The 19,194-nt window shown below is 66.9% G+C and carries 15 protein-coding genes and 2 tRNA genes; 5 read left to right on the forward strand and 12 right to left on the reverse strand.

All coding sequences use genetic code 11. From position 1 onward, the window contains the following. Positions 1 to 280: 280 nt before the first annotated feature. From OG452_RS17035 to OG452_RS17045, 3 genes are all read left to right on the forward strand, one after another. On the forward strand, positions 281 to 793 hold the full coding sequence (locus OG452_RS17035) for a RipA family octameric membrane protein (protein WP_327296455.1): 513 nt from the start codon (positions 281 to 283) through the stop codon (positions 791 to 793). 45 nt (positions 794 to 838) lie between these two features. Beyond that, entirely contained in the window at positions 839 to 1,798 is a 960-nt protein-coding gene (locus tag OG452_RS17040; protein ID WP_327296456.1) for a hypothetical protein, read from the forward strand. Between the two features lie 129 nt (positions 1,799 to 1,927). Next, positions 1,928 to 2,392: a hypothetical protein gene (locus OG452_RS17045; RefSeq protein WP_327296457.1), complete on the forward strand. Its 465-nt coding sequence runs from the start codon at positions 1,928 to 1,930 to the stop codon at positions 2,390 to 2,392. Between the two features lie 109 nt (positions 2,393 to 2,501). Here OG452_RS17045 and OG452_RS17050 read toward each other — a convergent pair. Further along, positions 2,502 to 2,574 (reverse strand) — tRNA-Ala (locus OG452_RS17050). 151 nt (positions 2,575 to 2,725) lie between these two features. Between OG452_RS17050 and OG452_RS17055 the strand changes: the two genes are divergently transcribed. Together OG452_RS17055 and OG452_RS17060 are read left to right on the forward strand one after the other, a co-directional pair. After that, entirely contained in the window at positions 2,726 to 3,274 is a 549-nt protein-coding gene (locus OG452_RS17055; RefSeq protein WP_327296458.1) for a helix-turn-helix domain-containing protein, read from the forward strand. Between the two features lie 64 nt (positions 3,275 to 3,338). Next, a complete protein-coding gene (locus tag OG452_RS17060) occupies positions 3,339 to 4,691 on the forward strand; it encodes a serine/threonine-protein kinase (protein ID WP_327296459.1) in 1,353 nt (450 codons plus the stop codon). A 71-nt stretch (positions 4,692 to 4,762) separates the two neighbouring features. Here OG452_RS17060 and OG452_RS17065 read toward each other — a convergent pair whose 3' ends face one another. The 11 genes from OG452_RS17065 to dnaA all read right to left on the reverse strand — a co-directional run bounded on the left by OG452_RS17065 (position 4,763) and on the right by dnaA (position 19,131). Then, complete coding sequence (locus OG452_RS17065) at positions 4,763 to 5,926, reverse strand: hypothetical protein (RefSeq protein WP_327296460.1); 1,164 nt, start codon at positions 5,924 to 5,926, stop codon at positions 4,763 to 4,765. 613 nt (positions 5,927 to 6,539) lie between these two features. Then, positions 6,540 to 6,674 carry a DLW-39 family protein gene (locus tag OG452_RS17070; protein WP_003958712.1) on the reverse strand — a complete coding sequence of 45 codons (135 nt, stop codon included), beginning with the start codon at positions 6,672 to 6,674 and terminating at the stop codon, positions 6,540 to 6,542. Positions 6,675 to 6,827: 153 nt separating this feature from the next. Then, positions 6,828 to 6,901, reverse strand: a tRNA-Ile gene (locus OG452_RS17075). 59 nt (positions 6,902 to 6,960) lie between these two features. Further along, the gene (locus tag OG452_RS17080; protein WP_327296461.1) at positions 6,961 to 7,557 is read right to left on the reverse strand and encodes a DUF3566 domain-containing protein; all 597 of its coding nucleotides are present in this window, start codon (positions 7,555 to 7,557) and stop codon (positions 6,961 to 6,963) included. Positions 7,558 to 7,560: 3 nt separating this feature from the next. Then, on the reverse strand, positions 7,561 to 10,191 hold the full coding sequence (gene gyrA, locus OG452_RS17085; RefSeq protein WP_327296462.1) for a DNA gyrase subunit A: 2,631 nt from the start codon (positions 10,189 to 10,191) through the stop codon (positions 7,561 to 7,563). A 41-nt stretch (positions 10,192 to 10,232) separates the two neighbouring features. Further along, positions 10,233 to 12,296, reverse strand: a complete 2,064-nt coding sequence (gyrB, locus tag OG452_RS17090; protein WP_327296463.1) for a DNA topoisomerase (ATP-hydrolyzing) subunit B — start codon at positions 12,294 to 12,296, stop codon at positions 10,233 to 10,235. Positions 12,297 to 12,663: 367 nt separating this feature from the next. Beyond that, entirely contained in the window at positions 12,664 to 13,254 is a 591-nt protein-coding gene (locus tag OG452_RS17095) for a DUF721 domain-containing protein (protein WP_327296464.1), read from the reverse strand. Beyond that, on the reverse strand, positions 13,251 to 14,381 hold the full coding sequence (gene recF / locus OG452_RS17100; protein WP_327296465.1) for a DNA replication/repair protein RecF: 1,131 nt from the start codon (positions 14,379 to 14,381) through the stop codon (positions 13,251 to 13,253). Before recF ends, OG452_RS17095 begins: the two co-directional genes overlap by 4 nt. Positions 14,382 to 14,411: 30 nt before the next feature. Beyond that, positions 14,412 to 15,290: a phosphogluconate dehydrogenase (NAD(+)-dependent, decarboxylating) gene (gene gnd / locus OG452_RS17105; RefSeq protein ID WP_327296466.1), complete on the reverse strand. Its 879-nt coding sequence runs from the start codon at positions 15,288 to 15,290 to the stop codon at positions 14,412 to 14,414. Positions 15,291 to 15,401: 111 nt separating this feature from the next. After that, positions 15,402 to 16,532 (reverse strand): DNA polymerase III subunit beta, encoded by a 1,131-nt coding sequence (gene dnaN / locus OG452_RS17110; protein ID WP_266855224.1) that lies wholly within the window; start codon positions 16,530 to 16,532, stop codon positions 15,402 to 15,404. An 838-nt stretch (positions 16,533 to 17,370) separates the two neighbouring features. Further along, a complete protein-coding gene (gene dnaA / locus OG452_RS17115; RefSeq protein WP_327296467.1) occupies positions 17,371 to 19,131 on the reverse strand; it encodes a chromosomal replication initiator protein DnaA in 1,761 nt (586 codons plus the stop codon). Positions 19,132 to 19,194 lie beyond the last annotated feature (63 nt).

Below are 19,194 nucleotides of genomic sequence, written 5' to 3' on the forward strand. Positions count from 1 at the left end.
GGGCAGGCCGGGCGACGAGCGCCGCGACTTCCCACTCACCGTGCCGCATAAGGCAGTTGTGCAGATGCCGGGCGGGATGGAAGGCGAAGAGGGACACCCGCAACGGTGCTCGCCAGCACGGTCACACCGCTCAGCAGTTGCGAGGTCCAGGCCCCATCACCCGTAACTGAGCTGCCTGGGCCACCTCCCCAGTACCGCTGGTGGCTCCGTCGTCGCCCGTCAGCCTGCCGGAGCAGCCGTGGCCGGTGACAAGGTCTCATGCCTTCGTCATGCTGAAGGCATGAGTGACATCGGGGATGCACTGTGGAACACCGACATCGACGCCTCTGACTACTCCCGGGCCAAGGACCGGTATCAGCAAGCGATACTCGAACAGTACAAACTCTGCGTGGAGATGGCTGACCGAGTCAGCGCCCGGCGCAATCTCACCAACACCTTCTTTCTGTCACTCAACAGCGCTGTCGTGGCCGTGGTGGCCGCGCTCTCGGGCCATGCCCTGGCCGGTACCTCCGTCTGGATACTGACGTCCGGGCTGCTGATCCTGTTCGCGCAGTGCGCGGCGTGGTGGGTGATGGTGCGCTCCTACCGACAGCTCAATACAGCCAAGTACGAGGTGATCGGGGCCCTGGAAGCGAAGCTGCCGGCCTTTGCCTACTCCCGGGCGGAGTGGGGAGCCCTGGGCAACGGACTGGACTGGCGCAGATATCTGCCGCTGACCCACGTCGAGCAGTGGGTGCCGGTCATCTTCGCGGTCTCCTACCTCATGGCCTTCGTGGCCGGTATCGCGATGTGACCTGTTCATGGACCGTAGTTGCTCGGGTGCGCTACGTTCGTCTCCATGCGGGGCCACAAGTTATGGCGCGGCATCCGTGGTGGCGGGGTGCTCATACTCATGGGTGTCGGCGTCCTCCTGGCCCTCGGGCTGAAACTGCTGTCGCTGCACCGGCAGTACGGCGGCTACTTCGATCCGCTGACATTCGTGCGTCCCCTGGTCTACGTCGCCCTGATCGCCATTCCCATCGCCCTCACCTGGGGGCGCTACCGGCGCACCACACAGACGCAGATGTTTCAGGAGGTCCTCGGTCCGCTGGTCGGGTCCGACGAGGAGTACTGCCTGATCCTGCGGCCGTTCGGCAGTGACGGCGAAGTCGCCCTGTCTCACGCCTGGTTCGGCGCCTCCACCATGGAGCAGGCGGTCGCCCGCAGCGCCCGGAAGGCTCTCGGGCTGAAGACCTACGCGCTGGTCGACCAGGACCGCCGGCTGGCGCCGCCGGGGCCGGTCTGGATGCGCTCGCCCCACGACCAGTGGCAGGGGGCGGTACGGACCCTCATCCGCCGCGCGCATTCCATCGTCCTGATCCTGCCTCCGGGACAGGGGATCCGCGACGCCCTGAGATGGGAGATCGACCAGATCACCCAGCACGAGCTCCAGACGCGACTGGTGCTGGTACTGCCACCGGCCCAGCTGTACAAGGCGGAGTACCCGCGGGCGTTCCTGGACGCCTGCGTGATCACGGCCGCTCTCGAAGGTTTCGCGGGCTCCGTCGACGACGTCAGCACCCTCCTCGTCCACCAGTTGGAGCTGACCCTCCACGAGCGGACCCAGGTGGTGAAGTACTGCCGGACTCGCCCTGGAGACACTCCGGTGCTGCGCTGGTGGTACGTCAAGCGCAGACTGGGTCGAAGGGGCTCCGCGCGCTTCTTCCAGGGAGCGCTCGCCGCCGCACTCCGAACGACCGAACAGGAACTCTCGGGCCGTAGCTTCCCGGCACGCTACCCGTGGCCGCTGTCACCGTGACGTGGCTGAGCGGCCTACTGGCCGGGCGGAGTGGGCTGACCGGGCTGATGGCCGGGGTAGGATCCGCCGCCTGCTGTCGAATACGGGAGTGCGACTGTGGGAGTAACGGTAATCGCGGTTACCGGTCACATGGATCTGACCGAGGACACCGTGCCCCTGATCCGTACCGCGCTGAAGGAACTGCTCCACTCCTACGCCGCGTTCGGCCCACTGGTCGGGATCTCCTGCATCGCGGAGGGCGCCGACTCCCTGTTTGCCGAGGCCGTCCTGGCCACCGGCGGCCGGTTGGCCATCGTCATTCCCTCCCGGGACTACCGCAGGAAGACCGTCCGTCCCGGCCATACCCGCCTCTTCGACCGCCTCCTGGACGCATCTGACGACGTCGTCGTCATCCCTGAGGAATCCGCCGGCCGTGCGGCCTACGCCGCTGCCAACGCGCTGCTCCTGGAACGCGCCGACCGCCTCGTGGCGGTCTGGAACGGGGAACCCCCGAGCGGAAAGGGCGGCGGCACCGCCGACGTGGTCCTCGCAGCACGGGCCAGGGGAATCCCGGTGGACGTCGTCTGGCCGGATGGAGCCCGCAGAAAGGGCTGAAACGCACATCCGGGCACCGGCGGCCCCTGCCACGCCCGAATCAACGGCAACACCAACGGGCAAAGCCCCTCCTGACCAGCATTTCCGCAGGTCAGGAGGGGCTTACGTGTGGAGCCTAGGGGAGTCGAACCCCTGACATCTGCCATGCAAAGACAGCGCTCTACCAACTGAGCTAAGGCCCCGTAACGGGTTGGTGCGAGAACAAGAGTAGCGGGTCACAGGGGCGATCTCACAAAAGGATTGGGACTCCCGGTCAGTGACCACTCTCCGTAGGATGCACGAGGAGGTTCGCGGCAGCGAAGCCGCCGCCTGGGGAAGCGATGGGGAGACGCAATGGACGCAGCACAACAAGAGGCAACCGCGAGAGCGAGAGACCTTCAGCGCAGTTGGTACGGAGAGCCGCTGGGGGCGCTCTTCCGTCGCCTCATCGATGATCTGGGCCTCAATCAGGCCCGTCTCGCCGCAGTGCTCGGGCTGTCCGCGCCCATGCTGTCCCAGCTGATGAGCGGCCAGCGCGCCAAGATCGGAAATCCGGCCGTGGTCCAGCGGGTCCAGGCACTTCAGGAGCTTTCCGGCCTGGTCGCCGACGGGAGCGTCAGCGCGGGCGAGGCAACGGATCGGATGGAAGAGATCAAGAAGTCCCAGGGCGGCTCCGTCCTCTCCACCACGGGTCAGACCGCATCCACGACGGGCGCGCCCACCGTGCGCCGCGTGGTGCGCGAGATCCAGTCACTGCTGCGCTCCGTATCGGCTGCCGGCGACATCATCGACGCGGCGAACGCCCTCACCCCGACCCACCCCGAACTGGCAGAGTTCCTCAGGGTGTACGGCGCCGGGCGCACCGCGGAGGCGGTCTCGCACTACGAGGCGCACCAGAGCTGAAGCCGAGGCTCAGCTGGCTGAGGCCCAGCTGACAGGGGGCGGGCACAGGACATGGGTACAGCGCATGGGTGAGGTCTTCGCCGGGCGGTACGAACTGGTCGACCCGATCGGCCGCGGGGGCGTCGGGGCGGTCTGGCGTGCGTGGGACCATCGCAGGCGTCGTTATGTGGCGGCCAAAGTCCTCCAGCAGAGCGACGCACACACCCTGCTGCGCTTCGTGCGCGAACAGGCACTGCGCATCGACCACCCTCATGTACTCGCCCCCGCCAGCTGGGCCGCGGACGACGACCAGGTGCTGTTCACCATGGAACTGGTGTGCGGAGGTTCGCTCGCCCAAGTCATCGGTGACTACGGTCCGCTGCCGGCACGGTTCGTCTGCACGCTGCTCGACCAACTGCTGGCCGGGCTTGCTGCCGTCCATGCGGAAGGCGTCGTACACCGCGACATCAAGCCTGCGAACATTCTGATGGAAGCCACCGGGGCCGGGCGGCCGCATCTGCGGCTGTCCGACTTCGGCATCTCGATGCGCAAGGGCGAGCCCCGCCTCACTGAGAACAACTATGTGGTGGGGACGCCCGGCTACTTCGCGCCGGAGCAGATGCTCGGTGCCGAACCGGACTTCACAGCTGACCTGTTCGCCGTCGGCCTGGTCGCGCTCTATCTGCTGCAGGGCGCCCGACCGGACTCCAGAGCCCTGGTGGAGTACTTCGCGGCCCACGGCACGCCGGGCGCACCCCAGGGCATCCCCGAGCCGCTGTGGCAGGTGCTCGCTGGACTGCTCCAGCCAGACCCCCAAGCACGGTTCCGTACGGCGAACGGTGCCCGCAAGGCGCTGGCCACTGCAGCGGAACTGCTGGCCGAACCAGGCCCCGGAGAGGCGCCCGTCGAGGTCTCCGACCAGATCGGCCCACTGCCCAGCGGATTCGGCCCCGAAGGCCCCGTCCGGAAACAGAACGACCCTCCTCACCAGCTCGGATCTCACCAAGGATCCGAGTCGCAACACAGAACCGCGTCCCAGCCCCCGGTAGGGCAGGCGACGACGCAACCAGAGGTACCGGCCCACCCCCAGACCGAACAGCAGCCCGTACCCCACCAGCAGCAGCCCCAGGGCCCTGCCATGTCGGAAACAGGCAGCTTCCACCTTGCCCCGCCTCCCGAGCCGGCTGCCGGCCCAGCACCGGCATCGACGCCCGCAGCCACCCCCACGATCCCGCATGCGAGCTCCCCCCTTCCTGGTCGGGCCCTGCACGAACAACCCCACACTGGTAGGTACACCGCTCAGCCCTCGCAGGTTCCCACCCAGTCGGTGCCGGTCTCCCGCATACACCCGGGACCACCCCCGAAGGTGACGGTCCCGGTCCTGGTGATCGCGCTGATCTGCTTCGCCGTGGGCATTTGGGCGCTGACGCAGAGCTGACCCCGGAGCCACCGGGGCCGGTAAATGACCACTGCGCCCACCGCACCGCGGTACGGCCCCGCATAGTCGGACTACCAGGCGGAAGGCGGCCCGTACTGCGCCGGGAACTGCCGTTCCGGCTCCTGGGCCATCATTCCGGCGCGCTGCCTCGCGATCAGCATCCACACGCCGAGTCCCAGCACCAGTACCGTGCCCGCACTGATCCCGGCGATCCCCACCAGCTTCATGGCTCCGTGGCCCGCGTCTTCACCGGCCGATGTTCCGTAATGGGGCGCCGCGCCCGCGTACGCCGGCGGCGGCCCCTCCATCCCCTTGACGCTCATCCTCAGCGTCAGTCCGTACTCCTTCTCCCCGAAGCTCTTCGCGACGTCCGGGCTGAGGGTGACCGCGAAATAGTAGTCCCCGGCAAGTCGCATCCCGCTGACCTCGTCGCGCACGCTGTACCGATTCCGGTAGGCCACCGGTGGCAGCGGATCCGACGTGGCCGACTTCGGCTTCCCGTCGTACACCGTGTAGGCCGTGGTGACCGCGGACCGTACCGGGTTGTACAACTGCACGTTGAGGGCGCTGGCAACGAAGCCGCTACCCGTGGAGCTGCCGAGATCGGCGCTGGCGAAGAGCTGCTGCCCCCAGCCGACCGGCACCCGGTAGAAACGGGTCTGACCGGGCTTGATCCGGTCGTCCCACACACCGGGCTTCAGCGCGACAGCATCATTGAACCCTGTACCGCCCTCGGCCTGCTGTGCCGTGCCCGCCGGCGGGACGGGCGATGCAGACGGCCAGCTGGTTGGTGCCTCCGTCGGGCCCGCCGAGCCGGCCTTCAGTCCGGGCTCCGAATCGACGCGGATCTCCAGCCCCCACTCGTCTTGGGCGGAGCTGCCCTTGGTGGTCCTCTCGATCAGCACGTAGTACGGCCCCGCCGACTGGCAGGAGATGCCGTCCTTCTTGACTGTGCGCGTGGCATGAGCAGCGATCGGCCGGGGGTACTCGGCAGCGCCGAACACCGCGTCGTTGTCATTCCCGCAGGAGTTCCCCTTGAGGTCCTGGAGGGACACCTTGATGCCGTCGGCGTAGTCGACCTTCTCCTGTGGCGCGAGTCTGGGCACAGCCACGGCGGAGACGTAAGCGTCGGATGTGGCGTCCAGTGCGACCTGGTAGTAGAGCTGGCCACCCGGCTTGATCGAGGAGTGGTAGGTCGAACCCGCCTTGAGCGGCTTCGCATCGGTGCTGGCCACAGCTCCCGCCACCGTCGTCGCATGCCGATCGAAGGCGTACGGACCGGGCTCACCCCCAGCCGCCGCCTGACCCGGAAACGCCCCCACCGAGCACACCGCCGCCACTGCGGCCAGCGCGACCCGACCCAAGCTGCGCCGCCTTTTCACCTGATTCCCCCCGTCGTCCGCCTGGCAGCCAGGCGCCGCCCCGCCCAAAAGACCAGCCTCAAGATCACCAGCATCGCGAGGGCCACCGGCGACCGCGGCAACGAGCGCCGTCCCGGCCCATCCTGCCCCGTCCCTCATCACGTTGTCTGCGTGCAGCTGAATAGTCCTTGCGGTTCCCGCCCTCCCCCTCCGCCGTCGGTCAGTTCGTTGTTCCACGTGAAACATCAGCGTCAGGATCGGAGACCCGGACCCGGGTCTGCGCCTCCGCAGGAGCCAGGAGGAGGGCGCCCGACAGCTCACCCCCACAAGGAGCCGCCCGCGAGGCCAGAGAAGCCCCCTCGGGCCCGCACGGCCCACACAGCGCGTCATGATTGCGAGGCGAAGCAGGGATCCGGCGTCACAGTGCGAACGCGACAGGGCCCCGGCCGCAAAAACGGCCGGGGCCCTGCATTCAAGACGCTGTGTCTCACACACCCGAACCTGCGGGCACGGAGTCAGTCGCCTCCGTCCACAGATCCTGCTCGGCGCGATCCGCCTGGATCTGGCGGTACACGAGGAGCCCGCCAATGGCGGCCAGTGCGACCAGGAGAAGCTTCTTCACCGCGCTACCTCGTCTTTCCTTGACGTAAGGGACTTCTGGCGGCCGACTATACACACTGGCCGATACCGATCGGTGACCTAGTTCTCGTCCAACTATCGGGCCCGTTAATGCAGTCGGCCCGGACAGAAAAACTGTCCGGGCCGATCTTCGCGGTGGGGCTAACAGGATTTGAACCTGTGGCCTCATCCTTATCAGGGATGCGCTCTAACCAACTGAGCTATAGCCCCGCGCTGCCCCTGAAGATTAGCGCACTCCAGGGCCAGTCCCAAAATCGATAGCTGAGCCTCTACTCGTCCTCGGCGAGGGTCAGCTCGACACCGCCGACAAACCCGGCCGACAGGTTGTAGATGAAGGCGCCCAGCGTCGCCAGTGCTGTGGCCAGCACCACATCGATCACCGCGATGACCGACGTGAACAGCAGCACCCGCGGCAGCGACAGGAACGACTGAAGATCGAAGCCGCTGCCATCACTTGAGCCAGTGGCCTCGCTGATGGTCCCGCCCACGGTCGAGAAGACTCCCATGGCGTCCATGACCATCCACAGCACCGCGGCCGCCACGATGGTGCAGACGCCCAGCGCGATGGACAACAGGAAGCTGACCTTCATGACCGACCACGGATCGGCCTTGGCCACCCGCAGCCGGGCCTTCCGCGTGCGGGGAGTCGTACGAGCCCCCGTCCGGGGCCGACGTACTCCTGGCTGCGTACCCCCGGCCGACGGCGACGGGTAGGCCTGCGGAGGCTGGTACGGCTGTGACTCGTACTGCGGCTGCGCCCCACGCGTGTCCGTCACCGTTCCCCCTTGAGAGTCCGCGGCAGGGCCACGGGCACTGCGTGCTCCGGCTCCGGAAGCGGCCGCTCCGTCGCCCGTGGCTCCACTCACGTTCTACTCCTCGTGCTCCCCTGCCGAAGGCTCGGTGCCTTCGACTACCGCTTCGACCGTTTCAGCGTCGACCGAACCACTGTCGACCGCATCCGCCTCGCCGTCGACCGCGTCAATCTCTTCGGCCTCGCGGCCGGCCTCGGCGTTGCGAGCGATACCGACCACGGCATCGCGCTTGCCCAGGTTGATCAGTTGGACGCCCATGGTGTCACGGCCCGTCTCCCTGACTTCATTGACTCGCGTACGAATCACACCGCCGCCGAGCGTGATGGCGAGGATTTCATCCGTACTCTCGACCACCAGCGCGCCGACCAGCGAGCCCCGGTCCTCCACGATCTTGGCGGCCTTGATACCCAGACCGCCGCGGCCCTGGACGCGGTACTCGTCGACGGGGGTCCGCTTGGCGTACCCGCCGTCAGTGGCAGTGAACACGAAAGTACCCGGCCTGACGACATTCATCGAGAGCAGTTCGTCGCCCTCGCGGAAACTCATGCCCTTCACACCGGATGTCGCGCGTCCCATGGGCCGCAGCGCGTCGTCCGTCGCCGTGAAGCGGATCGACTGAGCCTTCCTGCTGACCAGCAGCAGATCGTCTTCGGCCGACACCAGCTCGGCACCGATCAGCTCGTCATCGCTGCCGTCCGGGGTCTCCCGCAGATTGATCGCGATGACGCCGCCAGAACGGGGCGAGTCATAGTCCTTGAGCGGTGTCTTCTTCACCAGGCCGCCCTTGGTGGCGAGGATCAGATATGGCGCCGCGTCGTAGTCACGGATCGCCAGGATCTGCGCGATCTGCTCGTCCGGCTGGAACGCCAGCAGGTTGGCGACGTGCTGGCCGCGCGCGTCGCGGCCAGCGTCCGGGAGTTCGTAGGCCTTCGCCCGGTACACCCGGCCCTTGTTCGTGAAGAACAGAAGCCAGTGGTGGGTTGTCGAGACGAAGAAGTGGTCGACGATATCGTCCTGCTTCAGCTTCGTGCCCCGCACGCCCTTGCCGCCGCGCTTCTGCGAGCGGTAGTCCTCGGTCTTGGTGCGCTTGACGTAACCACCGTTCGTGATGGTGACGACAATGTCCTCTTCGGCGATCAGGTCCTCGATGGACATGTCACCGTCGAAGGGCACCAGCTTCGACCGCCGGTCGTCGCCGAACTTGTCGACGATGACCGCCAGCTCCTCGCTGACGATCTGCCGCTGCCGCTCGGGCGAGACCAGGATCGCGTTGTACTCGTTGATCTTCGCCTGGAGCTCGTTGTACTCGGCCGTGATCTTCTGATGTTCCAGTGCGGCCAGTCGGCGCAGCTGCATCTCCAGGATCGCGTTCGCCTGGATCTCGTCGATCTCCAGCAGGCCCATCAGGCCCTCGCGCGCGACATCGACCGTCTGGCTGCGCCGGATCAGCGCGATGACCTCGTCGATCGCGTCCAGCGCCTTGAGCAGACCACGCAGGATGTGGGCGCGCTCCTCGGCCTTTCGCAACCGGAACCTGGTGCGCCGGACGATGACCTCGATCTGGTGCGTCACCCAGTGCCGGATGAACGCGTCGATCGAGAGGGTGCGCGGTACACCGTCGACCAGGGCCAGCATGTTGGCGCTGAAGTTCGACTGGAGATCGGTGTGCTTGTAGAGGTTGTTCAGCACGACCTTGGCGACCGCGTCACGCTTCAGCACGACGACAAGGCGCTGACCCGTACGCGAGGACGTCTCGTCCCGGACGTCGGCGATCCCGCCGACCTTGCCGTCCTTCACCAGGTCGGCGATCTTCTGCGCGAGGTTGTCGGGGTTGGTCTGGTACGGAAGCTCCGTGACGACCAGGCACTGGCGGTTCTGGATCTCCTCGACCGCGACCACAGCACGCATCGTGATGGAGCCGCGCCCGGTTCGGTACGCCTCCTCGATGCCCTTGCGCCCCACGACCAGTGCGCCGGTCGGGAAGTCCGGGCCCTTGATGCGCTCCAGCAGAGCGTCCATGAGGTCCTCGTGCGAAGCCTCCGGGTTCTCCAGGTACCACTGGGCGCCGGCCGCCACCTCGCGCAGGTTGTGCGGAGGAATGTTGGTGGCCATGCCGACCGCGATACCTGCCGAGCCGTTGACCAGCAGGTTGGGGAACCTGGCCGGGAGAACCACCGGCTCCTGGTTACGGCCGTCGTAGTTGTCCTGGTGGTCGACCGTCTCCTCGTCGATGTCCCTGACCATTTCCATGGACAGGGGCATCATCTTGCACTCGGTGTACCGCATCGCGGCGGCCGGGTCGTTGCCGGGAGAGCCGAAGTTCCCGTTCGAGTCAACCAGCGGCATACGCATCGACCAGTGCTGGGCCAGCCGGACCAGGGCGTCATAGATCGAGGAGTCGCCGTGCGGGTGGTAGGTGCCCATGACGTCACCGACGACACGGGCGCACTTGTAGAAGCCCTTCTCGGGCCGGTAGCCGCCGTCGTACATCGCGTACAGCACCCGGCGGTGGACGGGCTTCAGACCGTCCCGCACATCCGGCAGCGCACGGGACACGATGACGGACATCGCGTAGTCGAGATACGAACGCTGCATCTCCGTTTCGAGCCCCACCGGCTCGACACGCATACCGATGCCGGGGACAGCGGGCGGCTGTTCGGGCATCACGGGGGGATTCTCGTCGGCCATTGCTGGTCAAAGTCCTTTCAGTGCGGTCAACCGAGACCGACTCAGATGTCGAGGAACCGGACGTCCTTGGCGTTGCGCTGAATGAACGAGCGCCGTGCCTCGACGTCCTCGCCCATCAGCACCGAGAACAGATCGTCTGCCTGTGCCGCGTCGTCCAGAGTCACCTGGCCGAGCACCCGGTGGTCCACGTCCATCGTGGTGATGCGCAGTTCCTCGGCGTTCATCTCACCAAGACCCTTGAAGCGCTGGATCGAGTCGTCCCTGACCCGCTTGCCGTTCTGCTTGCCGAGCTCGACCAGAGCATCCCGCTCCGTGTCCGAGTACGCGTACTCGAAGTCGTCCCGGCCCCACTTGATCTTGAACAGCGGCGGGCGCGACAGATACACGTGCCCGGCCTCGACCAGCGGCCGCATGAACCGGAAGAGAAACGTCAGAAGCAGCGTGTTGATGTGCTGACCGTCGACGTCGGCGTCTGCCATGAGAATGATCTTGTGGTAGCGCAGCTTCTCGATGTCGAAGTCCTCGTGGACCCCGGTACCGAACGCCGAGATCAGCGCCTGGACCTCGGTGTTCTGGAGGATCTTGTCGATCCGCGCCTTCTCGACGTTCAGGATCTTGCCTCGGATCGGCAGGATCGCCTGGTACATCGGGTTGCGCCCGGACTTCGCCGAACCACCGGCGGAGTCACCCTCGACGATGAAGATCTCGCACTTCGTCGGATCGTTCGACTGGCAGTCGCTGAGCTTGCCCGGCAGCGAGGCACTCTCCAGCAGGCCCTTGCGCCGGGTCAGGTCACGGGCCTTACGTGCCGCTACCCGTGCCGTCTGCGCCTGGATGGCCTTGCGGATGATGTCGACGGCCTCGTTCGGGTTCCGGTCGAACCAGTCCGTGAGGTGCTCGTAGACGACCTTCTGCACGAAGGTCTTCGCCTCCGTGTTGCCCAGCTTGGTCTTCGTCTGGCCCTCGAACTGCGGCTCGCCCAGCTTGACCGAGATGATCGCCGTCAGACCCTCGCGGATGTCCTCGCCGGAGAGGTTGTCGTCCTTCTCGCGCAGCAGCTTCTTCTCGCGTGCGTAGCGGTTGACCAGGCCCGTCAGAGCGGCCCGGAAGCCCTCCTCGTGGGTGCCGCCCTCATGCGTGTGGATCGTGTTCGCGAAGGAGTACACGCCTTCGCTGTACTGCGAGTTCCACTGCATCGCGATCTCGGCCGAGAGGAGGCGCTCCTTGTCCTCGGCCTCGACGTCGATCACGGTCGGGTGGATGAGCTCACCCTTGCGCGAGTTGAGGTACTTCACGAAGTCGACGATGCCGCCCTCGTAGTGGTACGTGACGGTGCGGACCTGCTCTTCCTCCGCGATGTCTCCCACGGTGTCCGCGCCCGCCGTCGCCTTCGCCGACTCGCGCTCGTCGGTCAGCGTCAGGGTGAGGCCCTTGTTGAGGAACGCCATCTCCTGGAAACGCCTCGACAGCGTCTCGAAGGAGTACTCGGTCGTCTCGAAGATGTCCCCGTCGGCCCAGAAGGTGACGGTGGTGCCGCTCTCCTCCGTTGCCCCGTTACGGGCCAGCGGCGCCGTCGGGACACCAAGCTTGTAGTCCTGCGTCCAGCGGTAGCCGTCACGCTTGACATCCACCGAGACCTTGGCGGAGAGAGCGTTGACGACGGACACACCGACACCGTGCAGACCACCGGAGACGGCGTAACCGCCGCCGCCGAACTTGCCACCGGCGTGCAGCACGGTCAGGACGACCTCGACGGCCGGCTTGTTCTCCGAGGGCACGATGTCGACCGGGATACCGCGGCCGTTGTCGACCACGCGCACCCCGCCATCGGCGAGGATCGTGACGTCGATGGTGTCCGCGTGTCCGGCCAGGGCCTCGTCGACCGAGTTGTCGACGACCTCGTACACCAGATGATGGAGTCCGCGCTCACCGGTCGAGCCGATGTACATGCCGGGCCGCTTGCGGACCGCGTCCAGCCCCTCAAGGACAGTGATCGCGCTGGCGTCGTACGAGGCGGTTACCTCGCCGTGCTCACCGACAGTGGACGGGGGGATCTCATTGGGGTTGCCGGAATCGGCCACGAAGCGCCCTTTCTGGCACAGCACAGGCCTCTCCAGGGCAGGCAGGAGCGGCTGCGTCGTTCGACATGTTCCGCGAGACGCGGGATTGTCTCTCAGTCTACCGGTAGCGCAGACATCAATGGGGGTTTGCCGGTACCTGAGTCCACATGTGCCGCCCTGAACCGCCGCCGAACGACTCCCCATATCCAGGAAGGGGCTCCAAGAGGCTCACGCGGGCTTTCTGCGCCTCGGGCTGTCAACCTCCCGCTACGGTGAGGGACACCCTCCGAGCGGTGCTCCGTCCAGCACGATCCCAATGTGTGCTGTTTCACGTGAAACAGCACACATTTCGGTCGAGCTGCACAGAGGCCGCCGGTGGGGAAACGACGCCAGGGGGAAGGCCTCGCCGACATCAGCCGTACGTATCGCCCGGCCCCTTGCTCCCAGGTGCCCGCAGCGGTCCGAACCGCCGTGGCGGCCCGCCCGGCCCAAGAACCTTCAGCAGCTTCACCGTGCCATGACCCAAATCCGCGTTCAGCCGGGCCACCAGTTGCGGCGCCAGCAGCCTCAGCTGCGTGGCCCATGCTGTCGAATCGCACTGCACGGTCAGCACCCGGGCGTCCTCGTCGTAGCGCTGGGGGACGCAGTGGTTCGCGAGGTCCTCGCCCACGATCTGCGGCCAGCGGCCCATCACCCCGCCCACTGCGGCCGGTGTCTCCCAGCCACGCTCAGTGATCAGCCGGTTGATGGCGGCGCCCAGCGGCAGGGGGTCCCGCCCGTCAGCCCGCGCACCCGAGCGCAGTCCACCGCGCTTGGCCTGCTTCTTCTGCTGCGCGGCCGCACCCCGTGCTTTCGCCTGCTCCTTGGCAGCCCGCAAGGCGACCCGTGCCAGGTCGATCCCCGAGGACTCCGGTACCTTCGCCGGCTCAGGCCCCGGTGGAAGGGCGGAGCCGGAACCGCTCGGTTCCCCGCCGTCCTCGCCCGGAAGGGAGGATCCGCTCATACCCGGTCCACCGCCCCGTCTGAGACCGCGAACCGCACGCCCGCCAGGACACCCGGCACGTCGTCGTCCACTGCCGCCGTGACCAGCACCTGTTCCCCGGGCGCCACCAGCTCGGCAAGCCTCTCCCTGCGCCGCACGTCCAGCTCCGCGAAGACATCGTCGAGCACAAGCACCGGCTCATTGCCCTCGGCCCGCAGCAAATCGTACGAAGCCAGCCGCAGCGCCAGCGCATACGACCAGGACTCACCGTGGCTGGCGTACCCCTTGGCCGGCAGTCGGCCGAGCTTCAGCACCAGGTCGTCGCGGTGCGGGCCGACCAGGGTCACGCCGCGCTCGATCTCCTGCTTACGGACCCCCACCAGGGCGGCGATCAGATGCTCGTACAGCTCGTCCTTCGACTGAACCGGTTCGATCCCTTCACCCAGCGAGCTCCGGTACTCCAGTACAACCGGCCCGCCACCGGGGGCCACCTGCTCGTACGCCTTGTCGGCCAACGGCTGCAACGTCGAAATCAGGTCGAGCCGCTGAGCCAGCAACTCAGCCCCCACACGCCCCAGATGCTGGTCCCAGACATCGAGGGTGGACATGTCCATGGACCTGCCGCCGTGCCTGCGGGCCATCGCCGCGGACTTCAGGAGCGTATTGCGCTGCTTCAGCACTCGCTCGTAGTCGGAGCGCACCCCGGCCATCCGTGGCGAACGCGCCGTGATCAGCTCATCCAGGAACCGGCGGCGCTCACCCGGGTCACCTTTGATCAGGGCCAAATCCTCGGGCGCGAAAAGCACAGTCCGGACGATCCCCAGGACATCGCGCGGCCGGACCTGCGAAGAGCGGTTGATCCGGGCCCTGTTGGCCCGGCCCGGATTGAGTTCCAGCTCGACGAGCTGAGACCGCTCGCCCTGAGCGACCGCGGCACGGATCACAGCCCGGTCGGCTCCCATCCGTACCAGCGGCGCATCGGAGGAGACCCGATGGCTGCCGAGAGTCGCTAGATAGCCCACCGCCTCGACGAGGTTCGTCTTGCCCTGGCCGTTGGCACCCACAAACGCGGTGACGCCCGGATCGAGAGGCACCTCGACCCGGGCGTACGAGCGGAAGTCGGCCAGCGACAGGTGCGTGACGTGCATGACCGTGCGCCGACCTTCCCTGCTGCTGGCTTACTTCTTGTTCTCGACCGCGTGGCCACCGAACTGGTTGCGCAGTGCGGCAATCATCTTCATCTGCGGAGAGTCGTCCTGACGCGAGGCGAAGCGGGCGAAAAGCGACGCAGTGATCGCGGGCAGCGGAACCGCGTTGTCGATGGCGGCCTCGACCGTCCAGCGTCCTTCGCCCGAATCGGCGGCGAAACCACGGAGCTGGTCCAGGTGCTCGTCGTCGTCCAGTGCGTTGACAGCGAGGTCGAGCAGCCAGGAACGGATGACCGTACCCTCCTGCCAGGAGCGGAAGACCTCGCGCACATCGGTGACGGAGTCGACCTTCTCCAGGAGCTCCCAACCCTCGGCGTACGCCTGCATCATGGCGTACTCGATGCCGTTGTGGACCATCTTGGCGAAGTGGCCGGCGCCGACCTTGCCCGCATGGACCGAGCCGAACTCTCCTTCGGGCTTGAGCGCGTCGAAGACCGGCTGCACCTTCGCGACGTTCTCCGCGTCGCCGCCGTACATCAGCGCATAGCCGTTCTCCAGACCCCAGACGCCACCGGAGACACCGCAGTCCACAAAGCCGATGCCCTTGATGCCCAGCTCGACGGCGTGCTTCTCGTCGTCGGTCCAGCGCGAGTTGCCCCCGTCCACGACGACATCCCCCGGGGAGAGCAGGCCGGCCAGCTCGTCGACGGTGGACTGGGTCGCGGCACCTGCCGGGACCATGACCCACACGACGCGCGGGCCCTTGAGCTTGCCCACAAGCTCTTCCAGGCTGTGGACATCGGCTACATCCGGGTTGCGGTCGTAACCGATGACGGTGTGACCAGCGCGGCGGATGCGCTCGCGCATGTTCCCGCCCATCTTGCCGAGGCCGACGAGACCGAGCTCCATCAGAAGATCCTTAGTGACGTGGTGGCGTTTCGTACCCGCGTCCGAGCGTACGCCGGGACATCGGTACACACCTGCGGGGTAAGCCGCTCAGACGTACGGCCGCGGACTGGCTCAGCCGGACAGCCGCACAGGCATGATCAGGTACTTGTAGGCGTCGTCCGCCTCGGCATCGAGAGCAGGCCGGCCGCTGAGCAGTGCGGGCTTGGTCGACGTCGTAAAGGAGAGCTGGGCGACGGGGGAGTCGATCGCGCTGAGACCGTCCAGCAGGAAGGTCGGGTTGAAGGCGATCGAGATGTCGTCGCCGTCGAGCTTGGCGTCGACCCGCTCCACAGCCTGTGCGTCGTCGCTCGATCCGGCCTCCAGGATCAGCACACCCTGCTCGAAGCTGAGCCGCACCGGGGTGTTCCGCTCGGCTACGAGGGAGACACGCTTGACGGCCTCGACGAAAGCGGGCGTCTCGATCACGGCGATCGAATTGAACTCGGTCGGGAAGAGCGTCCGGTACTTCGGCAGGTCGCCTTCGAGAAGCCGTGTGGTCGTACGCCGGCCCGCGCCCTCGAAACCGATCAGGCCCTCACCGGCGCCGGACCCTGACAGCGCGAGCGTCACGGTGTCACCGCTGGTCAGCGACTTGGCCGTGTCCAGGAGCGTCTTGGCGGGCACCAGCGCGACCGCGGATGCCTCCGGGTCCTCCGGCTTCCACAGGAACTCACGGACCGCGAACCGGTAGCGGTCGGTGGACGCCAGGGTGACCCGGTCACCCTCGATCTCGATCCGTACGCCGGTGAGAACGGGCAGCGTGTCGTCACGGCCCGCGGCAATGGCCACCTGGGCCGCGGCGGAGGCGAAGACCTCACCGGGGACGGTGCCCGTCGCGGTCGGCATCTGCGGCAGCGCCGGGTACTCCTCCACAGGAAGGGTGTGGAGGGTGAACCGGGAGGAGCCGCAGACCACAGTCGCCCTGACTCCGTCTGTGGAGATCTCCACCGGCCGGTTGGGAAGGGCGCGGCAGATGTCGGCGAGCAGTCGGCCGGAGACGAGGACGGTGCCGTGCTCCTCGATCTCCGCGTCGACCGAGACCCGCGCCGAGACCTCGTAGTCGAAGCCGGAGAGGCTCAGCGTGCCTTCCTCGGCCTTGAGCAGCAGGCCCGCAAGAACGGGCACCGGCGGACGGGCCGGAAGGCTGCGGGCAGCCCAGGCCACCGCCTCCGCGAGTACATCGCGCTCCACCCGGATCTTCACCGGAACCGCCTCCTGCTGTTGCTCGCTCGCCCTGCTGGCCTTCGTCGTCGGCTTCTCGCCGGGGACCAGTCTGACGTACGCCGCCGACAGTCGGTGCGTGTCGGGGTCAAGTCGTACCGAGCGGCACTCGGGGCCCCGGCGGCGAGTTGTACACAGCGCCCACTTCGAAGCCAATTCCCCGGTAACTCAAGGGGGTAGTAGTAGTAGGTGCTGTGGAAACCGTGGATAACCCCGTTTGCGCAGCTCAGAGGCGCTTTTTTGTCCACCGCGCCTGTGGGTGGAGCCGGTGGAAAAGTGCGCGGGTCTGTGGACGGCGAAAAGTTCTGCACACCCGGTGCACAGGGGAGGGGGACTTCTCCCCAGCTCCGTCCCCAGCTTTACCCACCTTGCCCACAGCCCAACCGACCACCTTGGTGTGACGGCTTTCACTCGACCCGGTGACCACGGGTGTTTTGTTGCCGAACAGTGGACAAGGGTGTGGAGAAGCTGGGGACAACAGGACGCGGCCTGTGGGCCGACGGTGGACAACGAATCCCCAAGGCTGTGGAAGAAAAATCCGTCCACAGGCTGTGGACGGGGGTTGGCCACAAATCCACACCCGCCTGACCTGGCCTGATGGAGTCTCAGGCACTTCTCCTGTGGACACAATCTGGACAACTGATCAGTCCCCAGGGTGTGGACGGCCCACCGCCCTCAATGCTGTGGAGAACATACGCGCGCAGCCCCGTATTCGAACACTGTCGGCGTGAGGAACGTGCGGAGAACGGTGGGGAACAGCGAAGGACGCCCCGGGAAACGAGTCCCGGGGCGTCCTTCGGAGGTTACGGAAGCTGCTCGGTCAGCCGTTCTTGATGCGGTTGGTGAGCTCCGTGACCTGGTTGTAGATGGAACGTCGCTCGGCCATCAGTGCACGGATCTTCCGGTCCGCGTGCATCACGGTCGTGTGGTCACGGCCGCCGAACTGCGCCCCGATCTTGGGCAGTGAGAGGTCCGTGAGCTCACGGCAGAGGTACATCGCGATCTGCCGGGCCGTCACCAGCACGCGGCTGCGTGAGGATCCGCAGAGGTCCTCGATGGTCAGCCCGAAGTAATCGGCCGTCGCCGCCATGATGGCGCTCGCGGTGATCTCCGGGGCCGCGTCCTCACCGCCGGGGATCAGATCCTTCAGAACGATCTCGGTCAGCCCGAGATCGACCGGCTGGCGGTTGAGCGAGGCGAACGCCGTCACCCGGATCAGCGCCCCCTCCAGCTCGCGGATGTTGCGCGAGATGCGGGAGGCGATGAACTCGAGTACTTCCGGCGGGGCGTTGAGCTGCTCCTGGACCGCCTTCTTGCGGAGGATCGCGATCCGCGTCTCCAGTTCCGGTGGCTGCACGTCGGTGGTGAGGCCCCACTCGAACCGGTTGCGCAGCCGGTCCTCCAGCGTCACCAGCTGCTTGGGCGGCCGGTCGGAGGAGAGCACGATCTGTTTGTTGGCGTTGTGCAGCGTGTTGAAGGTGTGGAAGAACTCCTCCTGCGTCGACTCCTTGCTCGCCAGGAACTGGATGTCGTCGACGAGGAGGATGTCGACATCGCGGTAGCGCTTGCGGAAGGTGTCGCCCTTGCCGTCGCGGATCGAGTTGATGAACTCGTTGGTGAACTCCTCGGAGCTCACATAGCGCACCCGGGTTCCCGGATAGAGGCTCCGGGCGTAGTGGCCGATGGCATGGAGCAGGTGCGTCTTGCCGAGCCCGGACTCCCCGTAGATGAAGAGCGGGTTGTACGCCTTGGCCGGCGCCTCGGCGACAGCGACTGCGGCCGCGTGCGCGAAGCGGTTGGACGCGCCGATGACGAACGTGTCGAAGAGGTACTTGGGGTTCAGCCGCGCCTGCGGCTCCCCCGGGCCTGGCGCCGGAGCGGGCTGCGCCGCCAGCGGCCCCGGAGCTCCGCTGGGGGCGGGCAGGTGGCGCTGCGAGGACTGCGGGTCGCGGAGGTCGTGGCGATCGGGCCGCTGCTGTTCGTACTGCTGGCGGTCCGGCTGCCTGTAGTCGTGATGGGACTGCGAGCGCGGACCGGTGTAGGGGTCACGCTCCTGGAAGCCGCCGAGCCGGGGCTGCTGCCAGGAGAGGTCCTCCTGGGTGCGGGGCCAGGCTCCGGGGTCGGGCCGCTGCTGCTGATAGTCCGGATATGCGGGCCGGGCCGTCGGCATTCCGTCGTCCGAGGGGCGGTGGCCGTATCCGTCGTACGTATCGCCGTGCTGGGGCTCGTCGTGCTGCGGGTGCTGATAGCGGGGCTGCTGTTGCTGCTGGGACTGCTGCATCGGAGCGGCCGGCGGGGAGGGATCGCCGATGGTGTCGTCCACCGTGATGGCGATCCGGATCGGGCGGCCGCATTCGTGAGTCAGCGTCTCGCTGATGAGGGGGGCGAGCCGCCCTTCGAGAACCCGCTTGCCCCATTCATTGGGGACGGCGAGAAGAGCGGTGTCCGCCACGAGAGCCAGAGGCTGGCAGCGCTCGATCCACTGCTTGTCCTTCGGCTCGATGTTTTGCTGGCCCTCGCCGAGGAGACGTTCGAGGACTCGTGGCCACACTGCGGCAAGATCGGCAGGTACGTCAGCCACAGGGCACGCTCTCTCGCAGGTCCCACGAATGTGTGGTTCTCGGGACGGGGGGGGGTGAAGACA

It is taken from the genome of Streptomyces sp. NBC_01197, from assembly GCF_036010505.1.
Lineage (GTDB): Bacteria > Actinomycetota > Actinomycetes > Streptomycetales > Streptomycetaceae > Streptomyces.

Bases quoted from the DNA above. Each gene is read 5' to 3' on its own strand.
- OG452_RS17035 (WP_327296455.1), top strand. From the start codon at position 281: ATGAGTGACATCGGGGATGCACTGTGGAACACCGACATCGACGCCTCT.
- OG452_RS17040 (WP_327296456.1), top strand. From the start codon at position 839: ATGCGGGGCCACAAGTTATGGCGCGGCATCCGTGGTGGCGGGGTGCTC.
- OG452_RS17045 (WP_327296457.1), top strand. From the start codon at position 1,928: ATGGATCTGACCGAGGACACCGTGCCCCTGATCCGTACCGCGCTGAAG.
- OG452_RS17055 (WP_327296458.1), top strand. From the start codon at position 2,726: ATGGACGCAGCACAACAAGAGGCAACCGCGAGAGCGAGAGACCTTCAG.
- OG452_RS17060 (WP_327296459.1), top strand. From the start codon at position 3,339: ATGGGTGAGGTCTTCGCCGGGCGGTACGAACTGGTCGACCCGATCGGC.
- gyrA (WP_327296462.1), bottom strand. From the start codon at position 10,191: ATGGCCGACGAGAATCCCCCCGTGATGCCCGAACAGCCGCCCGCTGTC.
- OG452_RS17095 (WP_327296464.1), bottom strand. From the start codon at position 13,254: ATGAGCGGATCCTCCCTTCCGGGCGAGGACGGCGGGGAACCGAGCGGT.
- recF (WP_327296465.1), bottom strand. From the start codon at position 14,381: ATGCACGTCACGCACCTGTCGCTGGCCGACTTCCGCTCGTACGCCCGG.
- gnd (WP_327296466.1), bottom strand. From the start codon at position 15,290: ATGGAGCTCGGTCTCGTCGGCCTCGGCAAGATGGGCGGGAACATGCGC.